Genomic DNA, 24,020 nt, shown 5'->3' on the forward strand with positions numbered 1-24,020 from the left:
TCCGATATACAAAACTGTTATCTCACACAAAATGCTATTCCTACCCTTTCCTTGTTTTTTGCCAAATTTATCTATTATTTCGTTGCTGGTAAACTGAATCAAACATACGAGTAACAAAAGAGAACAAAAGGATTTTTCGCTAAAGCGAAAATATTAGAAAGTGCAAATATTTCTTAATTTAACAGCATTGACAATAAGATTGGCTATCAAATCTTTTACAACAAAAACCCATTTTCTGCTTTTGCTGGTTCAGGAATACCTTCGTCATTAATCATTTCCCTCAAATCAATTTCTATAGTTCTTGAAATTGCTGTTATCGGTACATCATTATAAGTCCCCTCAAATGGATTTTCAGAATAGTCTCCGATCTTTTCCATTAAGAAAAATACCCAAATCACAAGAGCCGACAATAATGGTGAAATCCAATACATCCATTCAGCCATATTTTTAAAGATATCCAACATTCCAAATGGTACTAAAAAAGCAAAAACAAAAGTCAGCCATAAAGCAGTAGAGGCATATTGTCTTGGAAAAGGGAATGTTTTGATCCTTTCAGATTTACCTTGTCCATTGTAAAATTCACTTATCAAATGGTGAAACTCCATATGTCGAAAATCCTCAAAATGATTTTGATCTCTTAATTCTTGCAGTCTTTCAGATTGCTCTCTTATGATTTGGGTAGCTACATTAGTAATTTTATTATATTTAGCCAATTCTTCCTGAGATATAAATTTCAAAAGTTCTCCATCCAGTTGATGAATATAGGAATCGCAAACTGTAGCATTAAAAAGCTTATTTAACCTCATACCTTTATGCTCCCATTCCTTGCTTAACCTTAATTGGTAGCGCAAAGCAGTCAGCCATGCAATATGTCTATATATTAATTCCTTTTTAATAGCCTCTGAGTTAACTCCACTCACAAAACTGCAAACAGCAGCTCCGAATGATCTACTATTATTTACAATCTCGCCCCAAATTTTTCTTGCTTCCCATGTTCTGTCATAAGAACTGTTATTTTTAAAACCCAGGTAAAATGCTACGGCAATTCCAATTACACTTAAGGGTTGCCAAGGTAAATTAAAGCTCAAATTAAAAACATAAGCCAAAAAAGAAATTATCAAAGCATAAAGAAATCCGAACAAAAAAGGTTTGTAAGACCATCTGAAGGTCATCCAAAAACCATAATTTTTATTGACATACATAAATTATTTATTTGATTTTATACCTCATAAACTTAGAAATAATTTTCAATAAATACACCCCTCTTTCAAAATCCCAAACCAACATCCTAAATCACGCTAAATTTTTAAGTCAATACTAAAAAATTAGGCTTATTATGAGTTCACGGTTTATAAATTTTTCCTATATTAAAAAATACAACTGATAGCCAGAAATTTTATGCTTAAATTATCTATATCAATTATTCTACTGATGTTTTTTAAATCAGCATTCGGTCAAATTCTTCATTACGAAAATTTTGCAGTGATTTTGGATACCACAAAGCATGTGAAAGGAAATATCGTCCCGAGCTTCCAGTATCAAAACCTAAAAGAAGACTTGATAAAATTTGAAAATACAGCCGATTTTTCAGTTCTATTTAACCATAATGCACTTACTATAGCCAACAAAGTAGAATTATCCCGCTTTGGGAATGAAACTTTTGAAAGTGGGGGTTATTTGTACATCGAATATAGGAGAATTCAAGATACGCTACCTTTTGCTTTAGAACCCTATTTTCAGGCACATTGGAATGAAATAAGAGGTTTGGACAGGAAATATGCAATTGGTGCAAATTTAAGATGGAGAGTACTTTATAAAAAGAATTCAGGAATTTTTGCAGGAATCGGACCTTTTTATGAATACGAAACCTGGGACTACAGAGGTGTACCTGATTCGGAAACTATACCAAACCCAGCGATTCCAATTACAAAGGAATTAGTTCGTTTAGGAAGTTACATTAGTTATAAACAAAGATTATCGGATAAATTCTTATTGGATTTAAGTATTTATTACCAAGATGACATTCAAAACCTATTGGATGTTCCCCGAGCCGGAATTAGCTCAAGGTTAACTTATAAACTTACCAAATACCTAGGTTTAACCTTACTTTATCAAAACATCTACGATCCAAGTCCTTTGGTGCCAATAGATAAATTATACCATAATGTAACCTTCAGTTTTAGTATAAACATATAAGCAGAGGTCAACTATTAATCAATATACCATTCCAAAAACCTGAAACAATTCCTGGTTTTCACCTCTTATTTCTGAAATTACTCTTAAGCCATTTTTTGTTTCCTCGATTTTTACCAATCCATAGTTTAGCTCATTGACCATCTTTCCTATTCTGTGCTGATTAGCTTCATTAGGCTCTTCTTTCCAGGTATGCGTTAGACCACTAGAAGTAACATCAAGCAAGGGATATTTCAATCCTTCCAATTGCAATCTAGAAATTTCTGCTATGTGCCGATCACCACTTAAAAGAAGTGCTCCTTTAGGTTGCTTTTCTTCTATCAAGTCAAACAGTCTTTGTCTTTCCTGAGGAAAATTAGCCCATTTCTCATAAGCGTGTTCTTCAGAAATAAATTGAATACCACATGCTATTATGTAAAAAGATACCTCCTCATCTGATAGTTCATTTTCCAACCAATCCCATTGAGCTTTGCCCAGAATAGTGCCGTTTTCATTCTTTTGATAAACTCTGTTTTTTCTTTCTAACTCATCTCTATGATATCGCGCATCCAACAAAATCACTCTGATAGTATGTGCATTCCATTTCAAATCATAAGAAGAATACACTCCTTCCCTTTCTCTTCTGGGGTCTTTCTCAGCCACATCAAAGAAATCCAAGAACAATTGTTGACTTTCTTCTTTATATGCATATTCTTTTCCTGCATCATTTTTTCCATAATCATGATCATCCCACACTCCAATTACAGGCATTTCATTTCTTAGTTTGCTATAATCCGGAAGGTTTTTCTGCAATTCATATTTTTCCTCTAAAACCTCCATATCATCCGTATCACCATAGATATTATCTCCTAAAAACATAAATAAATCAGGATTGTGATCCATAATGGGTTGCCATAATGGCTGTTCTAAATTTTGACGGTTACATGACCCAAAAGCCAGCGTCAAGGTCTCTTTCGAATCAAATTCAAAGCTTTGATCTTGGGCAAAAAGAGAAGGAAGTATAAAAAGAGTGATCAGAAATGATAAAGTAAATCTTAGCATAGTTTCATAATTTGAAATGATATCGCAAATTTATTGCATTAATTCAAAAAGACTTTAATTTAAGATTAACTTTTTAATAATTTATTTGAAAAGCATAATGAAAAAATATCCTCCGAAGCTTAAGGGATTAGATAAAGTTCAATAAGAAAGAACCTAAAATTACTGTGCCACAATTTTAAATAAAGAATTTATTCTTTCGGAATCGTAAAGATTCAAGGCTTGTTGTAATCTTCTGGTGGCAAGTTTATAATCCAGATTATGAATAGCAATTAGCCCCTGATTGAAGTATTGTAATGCACTTAATTCTCTCAAGCTTATCTCTTTATAAATCGTTCTAGAATTTGGTTGACCATAATCTAATGAACCAACTGCTTCATTTTGATTTAAAGAAACTACACTATTATCCAGTAGAAAATCACTTTTGAACTCCTTTATTTCTTTGTCATTAGAAATCCATCCATTTCTCGGATCTGTGGTTTCCAAGACATATTCTTTCTTATTAATATCAGCGATAATAAATACATGATAATCGGTTTCTATAATACTATGATCGATATCAAAATACTTCAGCAAAATGGAATAGGTTATACTCGCAGAAACACAATCATAACTTCCAGTTTCTAATAAATTATTGAAAGTAGTCCCTTTATTGTATTTCTTTAAAAGCTTTTGATGAGTTTTATAAAAAAGATATTCCAAGAAGTATTCAGCATCAGCATCAGACTTTCGCTCCAATTTTCTAATTAACCTGTTCCAATTCTTATGATTTTCAAATTGATCAACCGAGGCTATAAAAGCAATATCTTTTAACAGCTCTTCATTTTTTGGATTAAAATCTTGGGCATAAATAGTATTAATGTTCAAAAGGATTAAAAATAATCCCCCTAATACATAATTTAAGTAGTTGCGATATGGTGTTAAAATTGATTTCAATATTACCTAAATGTTAACATATAACGGATTAACATTATATAAAGTTAACAATTTATTAACAAATATAATAAAAAGGTAATATAAATCTTGATTTTAAAGTTTTTCAACCATCTAACTGATAGTTTTTTATATTAAACAAAATGATATTTCACAACTCATTAACATGTGTTAAATAATAATCGGCTTGTTTTAATAATTCTTCTTTTTCTTGCGCGGATTTCTTATCCCAGGTTCTATACATCATGGCAATCCGCTGGTTTTTTGCCAATTTATCACGGTGATTGTCATAAAAATTCCAATAAAGGCTATTGAAAGGGCAAGCTCTATCACCCGTTTTCTTTTTATGATCATAATGGCAATTAGTACAGTAATTACTCATTTTGTGCATATAATTAGCACTTGACAGATAAGGCTTGGAGCCTACAATCCCGCCATCAGCAAATTGGCTCATGCCTCGTGTGTTGGTGATTTCCACCCATTCTATGGCATCAATATAAATTCCTAAATACCATTGATCCACTTCATCCGGATCGGTCATATTAAGCAGTGCGAAATTTCCTGTTACCATCAATCGCTGAATATGATGGGCATAAGCTTCAGACAATGATTGTTTTATGGATTTCTCCATGCACCTCATTTTGGTTTCGCCTGTCCAATAAAAATCAGGAAGTTTACGGTCATGTTCAAAGAAATTCTTTTCTGCATAATCAGGCATTTTCGCCCAATAAATTCCACGCATATATTCACGCCAACCTATTACCTGCCTAATGTAGCCTTCAACTTGAGCAATATTGATTTTGTCTTGATTTTCTTTCCAAGCTTCAATGATTTTTTCGACCAATTCTTTCGGTCCTATTAATTTTGAATTGAGTGCAAAGGAGATTCTAGAATGAAATAAAAACTTTTCTTCAGTATGCATAGCATCCTGATAAGTACCGAAATGAGGTAATAACTCTCTACAAAAATACCTTGCAAATTGCAGCGCCTGCTTTCTATCAATAGGCCAATGAAAATTTTCAGCATCAACAAACCCTATTGTTTTGATATTAGCTTTTTTAATATCTGATATTACCTCAGAAACATCATTTTTATAACTATAAGCTGGAGGAATAGGGACTTCCCCCTTATATTTATTTCGATTATCGTGATCAAAATTCCACTTCCCTCCCACTGGCTCCTTTCCCTCCATCAGGATATCATGGTCTTTTCTCATTTTGCGATAGAAATTTTCCATCAGGAATTGTTTTTTGCCCTTAAAAAAGGTGGCTATGTCATTCCGTTGAGTCAAAAAATGTTCAGTATCAACAGAGCTGGAGGATATAGTAATTTCATCACACAATGCTTTTAATTGCTCATCTAACCTATATTCATCGGGTAAAAGATATTCAAAATGCTCTATATTACGTTCTTCAATTATTCTTTTGATATTTTCTTTTAACGATTGCTTATTGTTAGCATCATTTATTCCTAAATATAAAAACTGATGCCCTTTCTCCTGCATTTCAATTTTAAATGCGCGCATGGCTGAGAAAAAAGCCACCACTTTTTGAATATGATGCGTCACATAATCCGTTTCCTGTCGCATCTCCATCATCACATATAATATATCATGATTTACCTCTTTAAACCATGAATGCTTTTGGTTAAGCTGATCTCCCAATATTAATCTCAAGGTTTTTTTCATAAATGAAATTTGAATAGAAACTCCATGATTTGGAAATTGTTAATTAAACATGAACCTTAATTGTATTAAAGAATGATTTATTTAATTATTCATAAAATAATAATTGAATACCATAACTAATTCTTTTCCTATCGTTAATAATTTATAAATTTACAGTAGTATAAAATCAAGATTTATTTATGAAAAAGCTATTAATCGTCTTAGGCAGTATCATCGCACTTTTTGTTCTGACCATTATTCTGGTTCCTGTTCTTTTTAAAGATAGAATAGTCTCTGCGGTTCAGACGGAAATCGATAAATCAATCAATGCAAAAGTCAATTTCGAACCTTCTAAAATCAGCATTTCGCTTCTATCGAATTTTCCAGACTTAACCTTAGGGGTTCGTGATTTTTCCATCACTGGGAAAGACACTTTTGAAGGAGATACACTTTTTTCTGCTAAAGATTTCTCTGTTGAGATGGATATAGTAGCCATTATAAAAGGAGAACCATTGAATATAAAAGGTATTATGCTTGATGAGCCTTTAATCAATATTTTAGTATTGGAAGATGGCGCGGCAAATTATGATATCACCTATCCTTCCAATGAGGAAGAAGCTGAAGAAGAAAGTACTTCAGATGAAGAATTCAAATTTGGAATTGATCATTGGGAAATCAAAAACGGAAGAATCAATTACTATGACCAAATGTACGATATGGCCATTTCACTTTTAGGAGTTGACCATACGGGAAATGGAGACTTCACGCTCTCCGTCTTTGATATGGAAACCAAAACATCTGCCAAAGATTTCTCATTTGCCTATGATGGCGATGTATATGTTGCCCATAAAACCTTAAAAGCCGATATGCTTTTTGGAATGGACATGAACAACTGGAAATTCACTTTTAAGGATGCAAAAGCCACATTAAATGATTTTCACCTAAACTTTGATGGCTATTTTGCTATGCCAACCGATGATTATGATATGGACATCAATTTTTCTACTACTGATACCGAATTCAAAAATGTTCTGTCATTAGTCCCTGGAATGTATGCAGATGGATTTGAAGATTTGGAAACAAAGGGTGAATTTGATTTTTCAGGATATGTAAAAGGGATTTACAGTGATACAAAAATGCCTGGTTTTGCAGTAGATTTCATTGTTAGAGATGCCTATGTTAAAGCAAATGACGTTCCGCTCCCAATCGAAAAAATAGCCATGGAAATGCATGCCAAATCTGAATCAGGAGATTTAAAAGATGGTTTTTTGGAGTTGAAAAATTTTGGATTAACTATTGACAAAGATCGATTTACTGCAAACGCTGTGGTCAATAATTTTGATTCCCCTATTTGGGATTTAAGCATGCAGGGGGCCTTAAATTTAGATATCATCTCCAAAATTGAGCCATCTGAGGATTTCAAAATGGGCGGAATCATTACGGCCAATATTAACTCAAAAGGATCTTATGTAGATGTAGAAAATGAAGATTACACCAAACTTCAAACTACAGGTAATCTCACAATGCAAAATTTCTCTTATACCGAGAAGGATGCTCCTAATTTTACGATTACCAATGCCACTATGGATTTTAATCCACAGTCTATTAACCTTACTACTTTAAAAGGAAATTACGGTAAGAGTGATTTTAATTTAAATGGAAGTTTGAGTAATTATATAGCCTATGCTATTGATGAAAATGCAGTCATAAAAGGGAATATGCGATTAACTTCTACTTTATTGGACATTAACGAAATGATGGGTGTATCAGAAGAAGATGTAGCGGAAACCACAGAAGATACTACAGCTATGGAAGTGGTAGTGATTCCTAAAAATATTGATTTTACTTTTGATGCCACTACTCAAACTATAAAATATGATAATTTTGAGATGAAAAATGCTGTGGGTCAAATAAAGGTAAAAGACGGAATTTTGACGCTTGACCCTATGAAAGTGGATATGTTGGGAGGGTCTATCAAAATGACTGGGCTTTACAATAGTCAGGATGAATATGAACCGAAATTTGATTTCAGATTAGACATAGCACAGTTAAGTATTCCAGAAACATTCAAGAATGTACTAACATTCCAAAAGTTTGTTCCAATAGCCGAAAAAATGGAAGGAAGATTTAGTACGGATTTCTCCATCAACGGATTATTAACACAAGAAATGATGCCGGACTTACCTACATTAAGTGGTGGCGGTCTTATTAAAATTGCACAAGCGGCAGTTAAAGACTCCAAAGTGATTAAGGGAGTTACTTCACTTTCCAAACTAGACAATACAAATGAAGTAACAATCAATGATGTAAAAGTACAGGCAGAAATTAAAGATGGCAGGTTAAATGTAAAGCCTTTTGATGTGAAAATGGGGAAATACAATGCTACCATTGATGGAAGTACCGGCTTAGCTGGGGATATTGCCTATAATCTGAAAATGAATGTCCCGACTGGAAGTATGGGGAAAGCCGCTAATACTGCTATTTCAAATTTATTGGGGAGTAATGTAGAGGCTGTCGGAAGTTCAGTAAATCTAAACTTCAATATAGGGGGAACCTACAAGGATCCGCAAGTAAAGCTCGGAAAAACCACCACTGAAGGAGGTGGCTCTGTTACTTCTTCAGTAAAAGAACAAGCAGCTGATAAACTGAATGAAGAAAAAGAAAAACTGAAAGCTGAGGCTGAAAGTAAAGTTCAGGCAGCAAAAGATAGTGCAAAAGCAGAAGCAGAAAGAAAGAAAAAACAAGCCGAAGAAGAAGCTAAGAAAAAAGCAGAAGAGGAAAAAGAAAAATTAAAAAAGAAGGCTAAGAACAAATTGAAAGATATGTTTGGGGACGGTAAATAGAATAAAAAATTAACCAGTAAATATGAAAACTATTTTGACTGCAGGAATTTTAATATTCCTGCTTTTTTTATCTTCTTGTGAAAACCAAACAACAAATGAAAACAATCTGCAAAATAAGTTTTCATTAAAAATTAAAGATTCTGTAAGTATCAATATTTTTGCAGACCCTTTGTTTTCAGATGTAAGTAAAAATGGAGAAAAAATTCTCTTTCTTGATTGGGCTTCAGAGGAATACATTACCATCGATCGAGACGGAAAGATTTTGGGCAGATTTTCTAAAAGTGAAGACTTGCCAGACAATCCAGGATTTTTGTATCGATTACCAGCTATCAGAAATTCAGAAGAAATAGTTTTATATGGAATGAATGGGATTTTCTATTTCGATCCAAATGGAAGGCTAATTCGAAAACAAAAAAGTCCAGCACCAAGCAATGCTGGTATAATGGCTGGCCTTGTGGGTAGAAATATCAAAATAGTAGAAGCTCATGATGAAGAGTTTTTGGTGTTCAACACTTTCAGAAACTTTGATAGCTATCCTGGTGAAGAAGTCTATTATGAAAAATTCAAAGGGATAGAAATGGTAAAAATTGGCAAAGATACTTCATACAATATCGGACAAATTCCTGATAGTAGCATTTTCAGAAACGGCATGGCCTACTATTCTTCCGATTATGACCCGGTGGCCCATATTGAAAACGAGAAATTCTATTTAGCTTTTGCCGGAGAGCCAGTTTTATACCGATACACACTAAATCCTGATTTTAGTTTAGGACCAGATACTGCCATCAATTTGGATGTTAAAAAGCATTTACCCATTGAAGGCTTCCCATTAAATGAATTTGCCAAAGGAAGTGTCACTTTCAGAGGAGATATTTCCGCTATCAGACAAATTGAAACTTATGGGAACAATATTATAATTAATTATAGCCCAGGTATTCCGCAGCAAGAAGTGGATGAAGTAAAAGAACAATATCCTGATGACTTTCAATTAGGATATAGAAAACTGAGGGAGAAATATTATGCTCAAATTTTAGTTATCGATAAAGAAACCCTCAAACAAAAGGCTAATCTTAAATTTCCAAAAAATGCATCCGTAGAAGGATTTATAGTGAATAACGAAGGCTTATGGTTCCAAAGAAAAGAGAACTTCAATGAAGAAGAAGATTTTGTCAGATTTTATTTATATGATTTAGTCAATGACTAATTTTAAAAACCAGCAAATTTAAAATCAAAACTCTGATTGGAAATATCGGACATTGGGCTAAAGAATTTAGGCGTTTCCAAAGAGTGTCGTACATTCATAAGGTATGATTTATTTGAGTTAATACTTATATGAGATACATAATTACAAAAATCAGATAATCAGAATGTTAACCCAACATATAAAGGAAGCATAAAAAGAGAAAAATGCTTACTATCCAAACAAAATATTTTAAAAACGTAAGGGAGATTAGAAGGTAAAATTTCAATGCATTTGATAAGCCAATCTGAAATAATTACCTAATTTTAGATTTTTATTTTTTACAGTTTAAAATATTACAAATATGCCAACAGCAATTTATAAGGTACCTATCCCGAAAAACGAACCGGTAAACAGCTATGCACCGGGAACTCCTGAAAGAGCTTCTTTACAAGCTAAAATAAAAGAAATGAGATCTCAGGAAGTTGATGTTCCGATGTATATTGGTGCTGAAGAGGTAAGAACGGGAAAAACACTTCCGTTAAACCCACCTCATGACCATCAACATAAATTAGGTCAATTTCATGAAGGTGATGCTACACATGTTGAACAGGCCATAAAGGCTGCATTAGCTGCAAAGCAGGAATGGGCTGATCTACATTGGCAACAAAGAGCAGCAGTATTTTTAAAAGCGGCCGATTTAATTGCTGGCCCATATAGAGATAAAATCAATGCGGCCACTATGTTGGGGCAATCTAAAAATGCTTACCAAGCTGAGATTGATTCTGCATGTGAGTTAGCGGATTTCTTAAGGTTTAATGTGAAATACATGACCGAGATCTACGAAGAGCAACCCTTTTCACCGGATGGAATTTGGAATAGAATGGAATATAGACCATTGGAAGGATTCGTATTCGCCCTAACTCCATTCAACTTTACAGCTATTGCAGGTAACTTGCCTTCAAGTGCTGCATTAATGGGGAATACGGTAGTTTGGAAGCCTGCTTACTCTCAAATATATGCCGCCAACGTAATCATGGAAATTTTCAGAGAAGCTGGGGTTCCTGATGGTGTTATTAATTTGATTTACGTAGATGGTCCTACCACTGGTGAGGTAATTTTCAAACATCCCGAATTTGCAGGAATTCACTTTACTGGAAGTACTGCAGTATTCCAAACTATTTGGAAAACTATAGGAGAGAATATTGAAACTTATAAATCATATCCGAGAATTGTTGGGGAAACCGGTGGGAAAGATTTTATCCTAGCTCACAAAACTGCTAATCCTAAACAAGTAGCTACAGCTATCACCAGAGGTGCATTTGAATTCCAAGGGCAAAAATGCTCAGCCGCCTCAAGGGTTTATATCGCCAATAATATCTGGGATGAAGTAAAAGAAAATTTGACTGCCGATATCAAGGATATAAAAATGGGTGGCCCAGAAGATTTTGATAACTTCTTTAATGCGGTGATTGACAAAAAAGCATTTGATAAAATCAAATATTATATAGATACAGCAAAAGAAAGTAATGTGGCTGAAGTTATTGCTGGTGGAGAATGTGATGATTCAAAAGGTTATTTCATCCAACCGACCGTGATTGTTACAAAAGACCCACAGTTTCTGACCATGAGAGAAGAAATCTTTGGCCCTGTAGTAACGATATATGTTTATGATGCTGAAAATTTTGAAGAAACATTAACTTTGGTTGATGAAACTTCTCCTTATGCTTTAACCGGAGCTATTTTTAGCAACGACCGCTATATTATAGAGCGAGCCACAAAGCGCCTAAGTCAAGCTGCTGGTAACTTCTATGTAAATGATAAACCAACAGGTGCGGTGGTTAATCAAAATCCATTTGGAGGAGCCAGAAAATCAGGTACTAATGACAAAGCAGGTTCTAAACTAAACCTATTGCGTTGGTGCTCAGCTAGAATGGTGAAAGAAACATTTGTTACTCCTACAGATTACAAATACCCATTTATGGGAGAATAAATTTCAGAATCAAGATATTAGATTCTATACTTTAGACTATAAGCCTTCGGAATAAGTTCCGGAGGCTTTTTTATTTTAGGACGGTCATTGCTTTTCACTGAACAATTACAATTCTATAACAAAGGAAATTAAAAGAACTAAAAACCAACATATCTCCATTTATCATCATCAAAAACCACCTCAAAAATTTAATATTACCCACAACAATTAGATGTAATATTTGTATTATATTCGCACATAATTTACAAAATTAGTTCAAATTAAAACAATCAACTTATGATGAAAAGACTTATAATCGGGTCTTTGTGTTTATTGATGGCTTTTGGCTCAATAGCACAAAAAAAGGAGATCGAGTTTACCGAATTCGACCTAGACAATGGAATGCATGTGATTTTACATCAAGATAATACTACCCCAATTGTGGTAGTTTCCGTGATGTACCATGTAGGTTCAAAAAACGAAAATCCAGAAAGAACAGGTTTTGCTCATTTCTTTGAGCATTTATTGTTTGAAGGGTCAAAAAATATTGAAAGAGGGCAATTCGACAAATATATTACCAATGCAGGTGGTGTAAACAATGCCAATACTTCAAATGATAGAACTTATTACTATGAAGTTTTACCCTCAAATCAATTAAAGTTAGGACTGTGGTTAGAATCAGAAAGATTGATGCATGCCCAAATCCAAGAAATTGGAGTGGAAACACAGCGTGAAGTGGTAAAAGAAGAGAAAAGACAAAGATATGACAACCAGCCATATGGAACCATCTTACCTGAAATCATGAAGAGAGCCTATACTGAGCATCCTTATCGATGGACTCCAATTGGTTCTTTAGAGCATTTGAACGCGGCTTCTTTAGATGAATTCGTGGATTTTTACGAAACTTTCTATGTACCTGAAAATGCTACTTTATCCATTGCAGGTGATATAGAAATAGAGGAAGCTAAAAAATTGATTAAAGATTATTTTGGTCCTATTCCAAGAGGTGGGAAAGAAATTCCTAGACCTAATATAGTAGAGCCTGAACAAAAAGCAGAAGTTCGTGATACTATTTATGACAATATTCAACTGCCTGCTGTAATTCAAGCCTACCACATGCCGGCACAAGGAACTGAGGATTCTTATGCATTAGAGATGTTGAGTACAGCACTTTCCGGTGGTCAATCAGCTAGAATGTATAAATCATTGGTTGATGAGCAACAAAAAGCATTACAAGTGGCTGCAATTCCATTTTCTTCAGAAGACCCTGGCTTATACCTTCTTTTCGGACTACCGACCATAGGCGGTGACTTAAAGGAGTTGGAGGATGCTATGGATGCTGAAATCAAGAAAGTTCAGGAGGAATTAATTTCAGATCGAGAATTTGAGAAAATCAGAAACCAAAAGGAAAACGACTTTATCTCAGGAAATAGTCGAATGGCAGGAATTGCAGAAAGTTTAGCCAACTACCATGTTTATTATGGTGATGCCAATTTAATCAATAAAGAAATTGATCGATATATGAAGGTGACCAAAGAGGATATTAAGCGAGTAGCTAATGAATATCTTACTGAGGATAACAGGGTGGTATTATACTACCTACCGAAATCTCAACAAAACCAATAATTCGTTTCACGAAATAAATCTAGAAAAATGATTAAAAAAATATATATAAGTTTCGTTTTCGCACTGATGGCAAGCTTTGCGTTTGCTCAAGTGGATAGGACAACTGCTCCGGAACCAACACCGGCAAAGGAAATCAATATAGGGGAGCCCACTACCTTTACTTTGAAAAATGGATTAAAAGTTTTTGTGGTAGAAAATCACAAATTGCCAAGAGTTGCTTTCTCCTTAACATTTGACAGAGACCCAGTTTTAGAAGGTGATAAAGCTGGTTATGTGAGTATGGCAGGCCAAATGTTGATGAAAGGTACGAAAAACAGATCCAAAGCTGAATTGGATGAAGCTATCGATTTTATTGGTGCTAATATCAACACCTATTCAACTGGGATGTATGCTACTTCATTAACCAAACACCAAAACAAATTAATGGAGTTGATGACCGATGTTTTATTCAACCCTGCATTCCCTGAGGATGAATTAGATAAACTGAAAAAGCAAACGTTGTCTGGATTAGCCGCACAAAAAGATGACCCGAATGCTATAGCCTCTAATGTGAGAGGAAAATTAGTTTATGGTGATGATCACCCTTATGGAGAATTTGAAACTGAAGAATCAGTAGAGAAAATCACTTTGGAGGAAATTAAAGCTTATTACAATAGCTATTTCAGACCAAATATTGGGTATTTGGCTATAGTTGGAGACATCACTCCAAAGGAAGCCAAGAAATTAATCAAGAAAAATTTCGAGAAATGGGAAAAAGGTGATGTTCCTACAGCCGAATATGAAATGCCAGCCCCACCAGAAGAAACTTATGTTGCTTTAGTTGATAGAGAGGCTTCCGTACAATCTGTAGTGAATGTTACTTATCCAGTAAATTTACCTATTGGAAGTGAAGATGTTATCAAAGCTAGAGTTTTAAATCAAATTTTAGGTGGCGGATTTTCATCAAGATTGATGCAGAATTTAAGGGAGGATAAAGCTTTTACTTATGGCGCGAGATCATCTTTAAGTGCTGATGAATTTGTTGGAAGTTTTACGGCTAGCGCAAGTGTTCGAAATGAAGTAACCGATAGCGCTGTAAATGAATTTATGGCTGAATTAGTTAAAATAAATGAAGAAGGCGTAACTCAAGATGAATTGGATGCTGCAAAAGCTTCAATATCCGGTAGTTTTGCTCGATCATTAGAAAGCCCACAAACAGTGGCCTCTTTCGCTATCAATACTGCTCGGTATAATTTACATAAGGATTATTATGCCAACTATCTTAAAAATTTAGAAGCAGTAACATTAGAAGATGTTAAAGCTGCCGCACAGAAATACATTTTGCCTAATAATGCCAATATTTTGGTAGTAGGTAAGGCTGAAGATGTAGCTGAAAAATTAGCCCGATTTGGCGAGGTGAAATATTATAACCGAAAAGGCGAAGAATATGACCCTAATGATAAAAGTGCTATGCCAGCTGATTTAACCGCTGAAAAAGTATTGGAAAAATATTTTGAAGCATTGGGTGGAAAATCAAAAATTGAAGCTGTAAAATCTATGAAAACTTCTTATAGTGCAAGTGTTCAAGGTCAGAATATTAGCATTAATGAAGTAAAAGATAATACCAATTATAAGCAAGAAGTTGCTATGGGGCCAATGGTCGTTAGCAAGGTTTTGGTAAATGATGAAGGCGTAAAGGTATTTCAACAAGGCCAGGAAGTTCCTTTACCGGATCAAGCTAAAGTAGGCATAAAAGCCGGTGCTAAAATTTTTCCAGAGCTCTACTATTCAGAAATGGGAGCAACGATTGAATTAAAGAATGTGGAAGAAATTAACGGCAAACCAGCTTATGGCGTAGCGGTTACAATGCCATCTGGTCAAACAAGTACTTCATATTTCGATGCAGAGTCAGGATTGAAGGTAAAAACTTCATCTGCTCAAGCAACTGAAGAAATTAAAAGTTATAAGGAAGTAGATGGTATTATGATTCCTGAAAAAAGAGCTATAAACCAAGGTTTTCAAATGAATGCTGATCTACAATCAGCTGAAATTAATGTAGAAATTAAAGAGGATACTTTTCAGTAATCAGAATACGACTTTTAACAAAAGCCCGAAAAAGTAAAGTTTTTCGGGCTTTTTTGTGTAATAATTTATCTTCTAAGAATCGTACAAAAAATGAAACAGATTAAGCCGCATTCCTAGCTGCATTCACTATTCCAAACATACTTCTCAAAATGAGCTTTTTGAATGTTTCCTCATCCTCTACTCCTGCTCTTAGTTTTTGAATAGCATATTGCTGAATTGTAATCAAAGGCAATACAATTTTTTCCCTTATCGCTATTGAAGCTTGTGAAACGGGAGCTTCATGTAAAATCCCTTTTTCACCACTGATCTCATCCAATTCCTTTTTACTTAAATCAAATTCTTTTTTCATCAATTGCCAAAAATCCCCATAATCTTTATCCTTTTTTAAATAGGCTGTAGCCGGATAAAATGACTTTGCGATGGATTGCATGGAATTACCTAAAAGCGTCCTGAAAAATAAGGAATCAGCGTATAAACCCTTAATCTCTTTTTCTTTACCTTCCTTTTTCAAGCTATTAATTGCGGTCCCCACACCATAAAAGCCGGGAATATTCTGCTTCATTTGTGCCCAAGCCCCTACAAAAGGTATAGCTCTTAGGTCTTCAAATTTCAATTCTCCTTTTTTACCTCTGCTGGTTGGCCTACTCCCGATATTCGTATCACCAAAATATTTTAAAGGGGTAACATCACCTAAATAACTGGTAAACTTATCATGGTTTTTAAAATCCTTATATAATTGATAAGCAGTCTCCGCCAATTGATTTAATAGTTCACGCTCCTTTTCATTCAATATTCTATTGTCATCTGCAAACAAATGATTTTCTAATCCTGCGGAAAGCAGTTGTTCCATGTTATATCGGCAAGAACCCACCTTCCCATAATTGGAGCTAATCGTTTGTCCTTGTATTGTGACCTGAACTTCCTCATCTTCAATTTTGGAGCCTAAAGAAGCATAAAAATCATGCATATTCCCGCCCCCTCTTGCAGGCGGCCCTCCCCTGCCATCAAAGAAGATTACTTTTATTCCATATTTTCTGGATATTTCAGTCAATGCTTCTTTGGCTTGGAAAATTGACCAATTCGCTCGTAAATAACCACCATCCTTTGTTCCGTCAGAGAAACCAACCATAATAGTCTGTTTGTTTTCTCTCTTTTTCACATGTTCCCTATAAGCAGGAATTTCATATAATTGTTGCATAATATCAGCTGCATGTGCCAAATCATCAATAGTTTCAAAAAGTGGCACTATATCCAATGTCTCAAAAGCTTCTTTACTCAGTTTGAGATTAGCCAATTTGAAAACTTCAATAATATGCAATACTGATTGGCAATTACTGATGATATACCGGTGACAAGCCCTGTTTCCATTTCTTTTCTTCACCTCTTCCAATGCATCAAAGCTTTTTAGCATCTCTTGATGAAAATCATCATAAATGCTGATATCCTGAGGAAGATCTTTCAAGTTTAACAAGTGATTGATTTTATCTTGCTCTTGCATTTTTTCATAATGAGCAACAATACTTTTATCAGCTTCATGAGCTAAAATATCTTCCCATAAAGCATCATGCTTACGGCTATCCTGCCTGATATCCATAATGGAGAAATGAAAGCCAAAAACCCTTACTTTTAGAATAAATTTCTCCAATAATTCAGAAAATATGCCGTTATGATCATTTTTTAGATTTTGGAGTGCTTCTTTTAAAACTTTAATTAATTCTTCAGGTTGCTTAAATCCTTTAGAACGATCTCCATATAAAGCATTGTAAACTTTTTGTTCTGCTTCATGAATTTTACCTTCTACTCCTTTAAATGTTAGCCTACGCCTAATGGCACGCAAATCCCTGAAGTAGCATTTCAAAATAGTCTCTCTTAATCTATCGGCCACTTTAACAGTGATATCATGCGTCACAAAAGGGTTTCCATCCCTATCACCGCCCGGCCAAAAGCCAACAGTTAGTAAATCAGGATTTACCCAATCTTCCCAAGGCTCATCCAATTCCTCCACCAAATCATAAAGAATTGCGGGAATACTTTTATAAAATACATTCTCTAAATACCAACATAAACTAACAGCCTCATCATAAGGACTAGGCTTTTCTTTATTGATAAAGGGTGTTTTGCCTAATTGTAACATTAGGGAATTAATGTTCGCTAAATCATCTTTTCTTATGGCATCTTCCAGATCGGTATTGATAGCCAAAACATTGCCCGGGTAGAACTGAGTGGGGTGAGCAGTTAAAACAATTCTCACTGAGAAAGTTTTGAGCTTCTCTTTCAATTGCTCCATTTTATTGGCATGTCTCACCCTTCCGATCAGTTCTTTCACAGAACCTTTTCCTTCTACATTAAATATTTTCTCAAATGCGGCATCTTCTATTGAATCAAAAAGCAGGACTTGTCTCTCTACGTACTGAATCAATTGAAACAATAATTGATGAAGTTGCTTCTCCTCCTTTTCCCCTAAAATTTCCTCTTTGAATTGATTAATAATATCCACAGGCTCTTTTCCCTCTTCATAGCCTTTAGCACTCATTTGCTGAAGGAGGGGCAACAAAGTTCCCGTTCGATAAATATGATCAAAAGGAAGATCAAGGAAAAGACTGTTGTAAACAGTAAAACGGGTAGCTACTTCATCTTTATAATTCAATTTTTTCATATAAATTTCGTTTTTAGGGTGTTTTTTGAAGGAATATTTCTTCAAGATATTTATTTAGTAACTTAATATACTGAATATAGATGAGTATGTTTAAAGTACTTACTAATTTCCAACCGAAGCAAACACTAATCACTGGAAAGATATATCCCACAAAAATTACTCACATATATAGACTTTGCTTTTTACTTTATCGGAGTAAAGAAGACTTTTATAATTGGGTCACCAAATCATTTAAATAATTCCTGCTCCCGTTTAACAAAATTCCTAAAGTTTTCAGGCTCTTTTCCACTGATTTTCAAAATTGAATTACTCGTTTCAGGAGTAGCTTGAAACCTAGGGAAATAATGCAACATAATCATTACTAAAATCAACATAGTAGGCACTCCTTCCTTCCTTTTCCTAAAAAAGAAGGAGAGCAAATTAGGTGAGCGGAATTTGATGTTTTGGCCAGTTACTTCATTAATTTGATCGACCATTTCCCCAAAGGTCAATTTTTCATTATTCGTTAAATCATAAGCTGTATTTTGATGACTTTCTGGGTTTTGCAATATTTTAGCTCCTACTATGCCAATATCCTTTACATCTACAATAGTGAATCTTGCATTACCTGCTGGTAAAAAGACTTCAGATTTTTCCAGTATATCTCTTCTAAGCGTGGTGGTAAAATTTTGCATAAAATAGGCCGGTCTCAAGAAAGTATAAGGTACACCTGAATCCACTATCATTTTTTCGATCTTATGATGAGGAATGATACTATTTTTATCTGCTCCCTGAACAGACAGAAAAACAATTTGATATATGCCCACTTTTACTGCCTCATCGATTAATGGCATAAAATATTTCTTTGTATCGGATATTTGCGGTGGCCGCAACAAAAACAAGATATCAATTCCACTTAGGTAAGAATTAAATTGATTCACTTTTTCAAAATCAAATTCTTGAAATTCCAGAGAATCTGACTTTTCAAAAACTGATTTATCTTTTTTGACATCCCGTAATCCTGCCACAATTTCTGATTTGATCTTGAGTTCCAGTAAAGAAGCAATAATAGCTTTTCCTATATTTCCTGTGGCACCGGTAATTAGTATTCTCATGATAACTAGTGGGTAAATTCTAAAAAATGAATGAATATTCTTATTACTTCTTTTACGTAATTATACTTTTTATCGGCAACTTTTAGGGCGATAATAATCAATAGACATTTCTAGATGATCAAAAATAATTCGCAAGCTCATTGAATAATTAAGAAAATAGTATTCGCTAATAACTCACGAAAGGCATCTGCTTACTGAATTTTGCAAAACTTTCATTCTTGCAAAGCTTGACAATAAAATCTGCCAAATCTGCTCTTCCGATTTTTGTACCGGCATTAACGCCTACCCATCCAACTCGGTAAACTCCTTTCCTTGGCTCATCTGTCAACCTAGGCCCTCTTACAATGATCCAATTTCTATCGCTCTTTTTTAATAATTCTGCATGATCAATAGCATCATTAAGGATTTTAGGAACGGCTAACTTCATAATGAAACGAATCATTTTATCTGGAAACTTAGGCTGATCCATTTCAGGAAAAGGTAATCCACCTCCTGATAAAGAAATAATTTGCTCGACTCCCTCTGTTTTCATGGCTTCTATAATATTTCGCGTTCCCTTTGTTTGCAAACCTTCTGGCGACCCTTTTACATGACCAAACAAACTCACCACCGTTTCTGTGTTGCTAATAGCTTTAGCTACATCTTCAAGATTTAAAACATCACCTTGAATAATTTCTATTTTTGATTATTTTGCTTTGATCTTTTTAGGATTTCGAGCCAATGCTTTGATGGAATAGCCTGCTTCAAGTGCCTGTTCAACAAATTGCTCTCCTGTTTTTCCACTTGCTCCGAATACTGCTAATTTCTTCATATTTTTATTTTCGATTAGTAATTTGCTATTATACCGAATAATTGGGTACTTGTTGATTAATCATATACACACCTTTTTGTAAGTATGGAAAAAGACATTGCAAAAGTAACTCCCAGATGCCCAATAAGAACCACTCTTGAATTAGTAGGAGGAAAATGGAAATTGTTAATTATTATCCAATTAGCCAGTGAACCGAAGCGCCTGTCAAAATTGAAGCGGGACATTCCTGACATCAGTGAGAAAATATTGATTCAGGAATTAAAGAATTTAGTGGATAGTGAATTGGTGATCCGAAAAAATTATGGGGAAGTCCCCCCTAGGGTTGAATATGAATTAACCGAAAAAGGAAAATTAGCCTTGCCCCTCATTAACCATATGAAAGATTTTGCCGATCAGTATTTAGCTAAATAAATAATCCTTCTATAATATCACTCATCAAAACCGGGTCGGATAAAGCTCAAAGCATCAGGAAACTCTGTATGGATCATTTTTTGTAACTTTTGTAAAAGTGCTAAAACCGAAAGCACTTCATCCTGATGTTCAGGATAGGTTTGCAACAATAAACCCCATGAAGAAATAGAGCGTTCAATGGCGATAAGGGTGATTTTTGCAGTGCCATTGTAAGAGCGTTCTTCGGGAGGAAATTCAGCATCTTCAAACTCCGTATCCAAATTTTCCATCATCAACCGTTTGGATTTGGCCGGGATAAAAAACATATACCATCTGATGATATCTACTGCTTCTTTTAGCTCTTTTATTTTAGTCTTGGCTTCTTTTTCTAATTCCAATTCCAATTTTTGGATTTCAGAATCAAATTTCCCCTTTACAAAATTATCATTCAATATATTTTGGCAATCTTGAGGATACTTTCCTGCCAATTTGGAAATGGGATGGTTTTCTCCTTCCAGTTCTTTTTCTTCTCTTTCCTTATTTATCTTATCCCATTCCTCATCAGGAATATCATCCAAATCAATACCTTTTTCTTTAGCTAATTCATCTATTAATTGAATAGATTTAGTGAACTGTTCATTTATTCCTTCCCAAAAATCTGGTTTGTTTCCTTTTTGCTCTTCTTCTATTAAATCCAACTCTTGCACACCCACTGCGCAGCGTGCTATAAAAGAGCATTTTTCACACCATCTGTCGCACCAATTGTGAATTCCGGGTATAATATCTTTGTCAGGCATAATTATTATTCAATTTGTAATTATTAGCAAACAGCAGAAATTGACTAATATCAGACAAAGTAGTGGGTATTTTTCAAAATTACCAAAGCAAAATGTGTATATCCAAAACCTAACTGATTTTGGATAAACCACATTGGTCCAAAACATAACATTAATATTTTTGTATTGTAAAAAGTATGAAATTTAATTTCACAAAAACATGCGGCTTGATACTCAATATCAGGATGTTACAATTTTTGATCCTGTAAAAGACTCATAGCCTCTATGTAAAACAAAAAAAGGAGCAATTATAGCTCCTTTTTAATTAAAAATATGTTTTTATCAATGTCTTCCAGTACCATAATCAATGTCAAGAATAATTTCATCTTGAGACTTTAAAAACAAGTCGTTTTCATTGTAAGAGAGTGAAAAGTTTCTTTGGACTATACGATTAACATTATTCAAATATCCTTCCCCTTTATTTTTAATAATGAAATTTCCACCCCATTGGTATTCATCACCTTTTTGGTAACCACCAATAATCTGAATTTCAGCTCCTGAACCTGGAAGTTCAGGAAACTGAGGAACCACCTCTATATTGAATTTTTTCGTATAACCATTTCCAGGATTAATGTTGTAGTAATTTTGTATTATACTGCCATTGTCAACTTGAAAAAACACATTTGCTTTAGTATGAACAGGTTCCGCAACATAGGCTACTGGTGCTTCCAAAGAATAAAATTGAGTTCTGTAATTTTTATTTTCAGCAAAAATGATTTCTCCATCATTTGATTCAATAACATCAGAAATGGTTAAATATCCTTGATTTTCGGTAACAACACGACTTGAAGTCTTATAAACATCATCTTCTAAGTACTCAAAGATTATTCCTGGAATAGCAGTATATGGTACAGAATTATTACTATTATCAAGATTAAAACTCCATTGAGTTCGGAATTCAAGGATTTCAAATTTGGCAGACTCATCTGGATTACCACCTTCAAATGATATAGAAGGGTCTGTATAATTCTCACCAAAATCAACTATTTCTAAACCAGTGATTTTTGTATTATATGCAATTGAAGCCTCTGATTCGGCATTTACATTCCACTGATCAAAATCAATGGTTATACTATCAATATGATAATTATTATAAAGCGATCTATAATTATCTCCAAACCAGTTTCTATTTTGAAAAGCATTTGAAAGACTTTGGTCTAAAATATCTTGCGTAATTTTTCCATTTTCATCAGTATATAAGCCATTTGAGTATATATAAGAAGACTCAATACAACAACTGGAATTATAATACGCACGGATACTATAACTCACATAAGAATTATTATTATATTGAGCACTACTGTCTAAATTAATAGATTGTATCGCATATTCAGCTTGTGCATATAATTCTGCACCTTCCCCAGTAGGGTCATTTATTACCACATCTGGTACACTATCGTATCCTGAACCACCTGTAAATGAAAACAATACTTCGCCAAAATTTTGATTATTATCTGAAACATTGATTTCATCTGTGTAATATGATGGGTTCTCAAACAACTTTCGTCCAGCTTTAATGAAATTATTAATTTGAAATCCTTTGCCCGGTGCAGGTGGTTCAGGTACTACTGTTTTTATTCCACTTACATAAGGAATGTCACTTACCTGTTCATTATAACCAAAAGTTGTCATGACAGAGTCCAATATTGGCTCTTCCGTTTCAGGGTCATAGTATGCTAATTTTTGCTTCATCCTCAATTGAGGTATCATTAATTCTACAGACACGCCCTCATTTCCAGTTGGGATTACTAGTTCATATTCTCCAGCTTCATTGGTGACCGCTTCACCTAAACCTCCCTCAACATTTAAAGAATATTCAGAAAAGCTTATGCCTTCACTAACGTTTACAATATTTCCAGAAAAGTCGGCTTTTATCAGTTGACTTTTTACTACTTCGGCTGTTTTATTGGTTAAGTCGGTTTCAATACTAACTTTCCCCTTTATTTTGGCTGTATTATTTCCGTTTCCTTTGTTGTAAAGTGGAATAATTGCAGATTCATTTTTGGTGATAGGTGCGACTACATCGTCAATCACTTCATAATTATAGCCTCTTTCAAATTTGAAGTCAATTAGGCCTAAAGCAGAATAATATCCCTCTCCTTGCACTTCAATTATATTACCACCAACGGTAACTCCATCAAAAATAACATTTCCTGATGCATCCGATACTTCAATTAACTCAATAAGTTCTCCATCTAAAGAAGATGTAAGCTTCACTTCTGCTCCTTCTATAGGCGTAGTTCCGTCTAAAATCTTCATGTTGACATTATAGAACTCTCCTGCTTTATTTAATTTAGCCAGCTGTTCTGCAATATTTAATGAGTCTTTAACATCATTATTTATTGTGATATTATTGACATCTGGTTCGACAGGTAATTCTTCTTCACAGGAAGAGAAAATGATAAATCCAATTAAGATTGATAGGTAAATAATTTTTTTCATATAAAATAACTGTTAAATGCAGTTGCGAAATAAGTTAAATTATTTTGCTAACCATAATGAATTAATAATTTATATTAAAAAAATCGATGAATATTACATCAACAAATTATATATTACAAAAAACAGGCTGTAAACGATATATAGGTGAATATAGATAAATACAAATGTTTTTAATTAGCTTTTTTCAAGATAGGTTTAGATAACATGATATTATTGGAATGGCTCAATCCACCGATCACAGATTTCTTATAATTGATGTCAAAATTAAAAACCTAT

15 protein-coding genes and 1 pseudogene are annotated in these 24,020 nt (G+C 34.1%); 7 read left to right on the forward strand and 9 right to left on the reverse strand.

Annotated features, from left to right (window positions below; translation table 11 throughout):
- Positions 1-215: 215 nt before the first annotated feature.
- The gene (locus tag ACFE0M_RS01180) at positions 216-1,202 is read right to left on the reverse strand and encodes a bestrophin family protein (protein WP_434543909.1); all 987 of its coding nucleotides are present in this window, start codon (positions 1,200-1,202) and stop codon (positions 216-218) included.
- A gap of 229 nt (positions 1,203-1,431) precedes the next feature.
- Between ACFE0M_RS01180 and ACFE0M_RS01185 the strand changes: the two genes are divergently transcribed.
- On the forward strand, positions 1,432-2,196 hold the full coding sequence (locus tag ACFE0M_RS01185) for a DUF481 domain-containing protein (RefSeq protein ID WP_434543910.1): 765 nt from the start codon (positions 1,432-1,434) through the stop codon (positions 2,194-2,196).
- An 18-nt stretch (positions 2,197-2,214) separates the two neighbouring features.
- Here the strand turns inward: ACFE0M_RS01185 and ACFE0M_RS01190 are convergent, their stop codons facing one another.
- The 3 genes from ACFE0M_RS01190 to ACFE0M_RS01200 form a co-directional block, all read right to left on the reverse strand.
- Positions 2,215-3,234, reverse strand: coding sequence for an alkaline phosphatase D family protein (locus ACFE0M_RS01190; protein ID WP_434543911.1), 1,020 nt, complete (start codon positions 3,232-3,234; stop codon positions 2,215-2,217).
- Between the two features lie 159 nt (positions 3,235-3,393).
- Complete coding sequence (locus tag ACFE0M_RS01195; protein ID WP_434543912.1) at positions 3,394-4,098, reverse strand: hypothetical protein; 705 nt, start codon at positions 4,096-4,098, stop codon at positions 3,394-3,396.
- A 217-nt stretch (positions 4,099-4,315) separates the two neighbouring features.
- Positions 4,316-5,851, reverse strand: coding sequence for a cryptochrome/photolyase family protein (locus ACFE0M_RS01200; protein WP_434543913.1), 1,536 nt, complete (start codon positions 5,849-5,851; stop codon positions 4,316-4,318).
- A gap of 179 nt (positions 5,852-6,030) precedes the next feature.
- Here ACFE0M_RS01200 and ACFE0M_RS01205 point away from each other — a divergent pair, with 179 nt between their 5' ends.
- From ACFE0M_RS01205 to ACFE0M_RS01225, 5 genes are all read left to right on the forward strand, one after another.
- A complete protein-coding gene (locus tag ACFE0M_RS01205; RefSeq protein ID WP_434543914.1) occupies positions 6,031-8,673 on the forward strand; it encodes a hypothetical protein in 2,643 nt (880 codons plus the stop codon).
- A gap of 22 nt (positions 8,674-8,695) precedes the next feature.
- Entirely contained in the window at positions 8,696-9,877 is a 1,182-nt protein-coding gene (locus tag ACFE0M_RS01210; protein WP_434543915.1) for a hypothetical protein, read from the forward strand.
- 340 nt (positions 9,878-10,217) lie between these two features.
- The gene (pruA, locus tag ACFE0M_RS01215; RefSeq protein ID WP_434543916.1) at positions 10,218-11,846 is read left to right on the forward strand and encodes an L-glutamate gamma-semialdehyde dehydrogenase; all 1,629 of its coding nucleotides are present in this window, start codon (positions 10,218-10,220) and stop codon (positions 11,844-11,846) included.
- Positions 11,847-12,122: 276 nt separating this feature from the next.
- Positions 12,123-13,451, forward strand: a complete 1,329-nt coding sequence (locus ACFE0M_RS01220; protein ID WP_434543917.1) for a M16 family metallopeptidase — start codon at positions 12,123-12,125, stop codon at positions 13,449-13,451.
- 27 nt (positions 13,452-13,478) lie between these two features.
- Positions 13,479-15,515 carry a M16 family metallopeptidase gene (locus ACFE0M_RS01225; protein WP_434543918.1) on the forward strand — a complete coding sequence of 679 codons (2,037 nt, stop codon included), beginning with the start codon at positions 13,479-13,481 and terminating at the stop codon, positions 15,513-15,515.
- Between the two features lie 100 nt (positions 15,516-15,615).
- Here ACFE0M_RS01225 and ACFE0M_RS01230 read toward each other — a convergent pair whose 3' ends face one another.
- The 3 genes and pseudogenes from ACFE0M_RS01230 to ACFE0M_RS01240 form a co-directional block, all read right to left on the reverse strand.
- Entirely contained in the window at positions 15,616-18,171 is a 2,556-nt protein-coding gene (locus tag ACFE0M_RS01230; RefSeq protein ID WP_434543919.1) for a phosphoenolpyruvate carboxylase, read from the reverse strand.
- Between the two features lie 227 nt (positions 18,172-18,398).
- Positions 18,399-19,265 (reverse strand): NmrA family NAD(P)-binding protein, encoded by an 867-nt coding sequence (locus ACFE0M_RS01235; RefSeq protein WP_434543920.1) that lies wholly within the window; start codon positions 19,263-19,265, stop codon positions 18,399-18,401.
- Positions 19,266-19,431: 166 nt separating this feature from the next.
- Positions 19,432-20,076 (reverse strand): annotated as a pseudogene (locus ACFE0M_RS01240) (NAD(P)-dependent oxidoreductase).
- Between the two features lie 84 nt (positions 20,077-20,160).
- Here ACFE0M_RS01240 and ACFE0M_RS01245 point away from each other — a divergent pair.
- Positions 20,161-20,487 (forward strand): winged helix-turn-helix transcriptional regulator, encoded by a 327-nt coding sequence (locus ACFE0M_RS01245; RefSeq protein WP_434543921.1) that lies wholly within the window; start codon positions 20,161-20,163, stop codon positions 20,485-20,487.
- A gap of 17 nt (positions 20,488-20,504) precedes the next feature.
- On the opposite strand, the gene ACFE0M_RS01250 is transcribed toward ACFE0M_RS01245, so the two are convergent.
- Together ACFE0M_RS01250 and ACFE0M_RS01255 are read right to left on the reverse strand one after the other, a co-directional pair.
- The gene (locus ACFE0M_RS01250; protein WP_434543922.1) at positions 20,505-21,263 is read right to left on the reverse strand and encodes a hypothetical protein; all 759 of its coding nucleotides are present in this window, start codon (positions 21,261-21,263) and stop codon (positions 20,505-20,507) included.
- 321 nt (positions 21,264-21,584) lie between these two features.
- The gene (locus ACFE0M_RS01255; RefSeq protein ID WP_434543923.1) at positions 21,585-23,744 is read right to left on the reverse strand and encodes a hypothetical protein; all 2,160 of its coding nucleotides are present in this window, start codon (positions 23,742-23,744) and stop codon (positions 21,585-21,587) included.
- Between the last annotated feature and the right edge of the window lie 276 nt (positions 23,745-24,020).

Source organism: Marivirga sp. (genome assembly GCF_051117495.1).
Classification (GTDB): Bacteria; Bacteroidota; Bacteroidia; order Cytophagales; family Cyclobacteriaceae; genus Marivirga.

What these genes read in the sequence shown, in the direction of transcription:
- ACFE0M_RS01210 (WP_434543915.1), top strand. Translation starts at nt 8,696, where the DNA reads ATGAAAACTATTTTGACTGCAGGAATTTTAATATTCCTGCTTTTTTTA.
- ACFE0M_RS01200 (WP_434543913.1), bottom strand. Translation starts at nt 5,851, where the DNA reads ATGAAAAAAACCTTGAGATTAATATTGGGAGATCAGCTTAACCAAAAG.
- ACFE0M_RS01185 (WP_434543910.1), top strand. Translation starts at nt 1,432, where the DNA reads ATGTTTTTTAAATCAGCATTCGGTCAAATTCTTCATTACGAAAATTTT.
- ACFE0M_RS01180 (WP_434543909.1), bottom strand. Translation starts at nt 1,202, where the DNA reads ATGTATGTCAATAAAAATTATGGTTTTTGGATGACCTTCAGATGGTCT.
- ACFE0M_RS01205 (WP_434543914.1), top strand. Translation starts at nt 6,031, where the DNA reads ATGAAAAAGCTATTAATCGTCTTAGGCAGTATCATCGCACTTTTTGTT.
- ACFE0M_RS01230 (WP_434543919.1), bottom strand. Translation starts at nt 18,171, where the DNA reads ATGAAAAAATTGAATTATAAAGATGAAGTAGCTACCCGTTTTACTGTT.
- ACFE0M_RS01235 (WP_434543920.1), bottom strand. Translation starts at nt 19,265, where the DNA reads ATGAGAATACTAATTACCGGTGCCACAGGAAATATAGGAAAAGCTATT.
- pruA (WP_434543916.1), top strand. Translation starts at nt 10,218, where the DNA reads ATGCCAACAGCAATTTATAAGGTACCTATCCCGAAAAACGAACCGGTA.
- ACFE0M_RS01190 (WP_434543911.1), bottom strand. Translation starts at nt 3,234, where the DNA reads ATGCTAAGATTTACTTTATCATTTCTGATCACTCTTTTTATACTTCCT.
- ACFE0M_RS01255 (WP_434543923.1), bottom strand. Translation starts at nt 23,744, where the DNA reads ATGAAAAAAATTATTTACCTATCAATCTTAATTGGATTTATCATTTTC.
- ACFE0M_RS01220 (WP_434543917.1), top strand. Translation starts at nt 12,123, where the DNA reads ATGATGAAAAGACTTATAATCGGGTCTTTGTGTTTATTGATGGCTTTT.
- ACFE0M_RS01245 (WP_434543921.1), top strand. Translation starts at nt 20,161, where the DNA reads ATGGAAAAAGACATTGCAAAAGTAACTCCCAGATGCCCAATAAGAACC.
- ACFE0M_RS01250 (WP_434543922.1), bottom strand. Translation starts at nt 21,263, where the DNA reads ATGCCTGACAAAGATATTATACCCGGAATTCACAATTGGTGCGACAGA.
- ACFE0M_RS01225 (WP_434543918.1), top strand. Translation starts at nt 13,479, where the DNA reads ATGATTAAAAAAATATATATAAGTTTCGTTTTCGCACTGATGGCAAGC.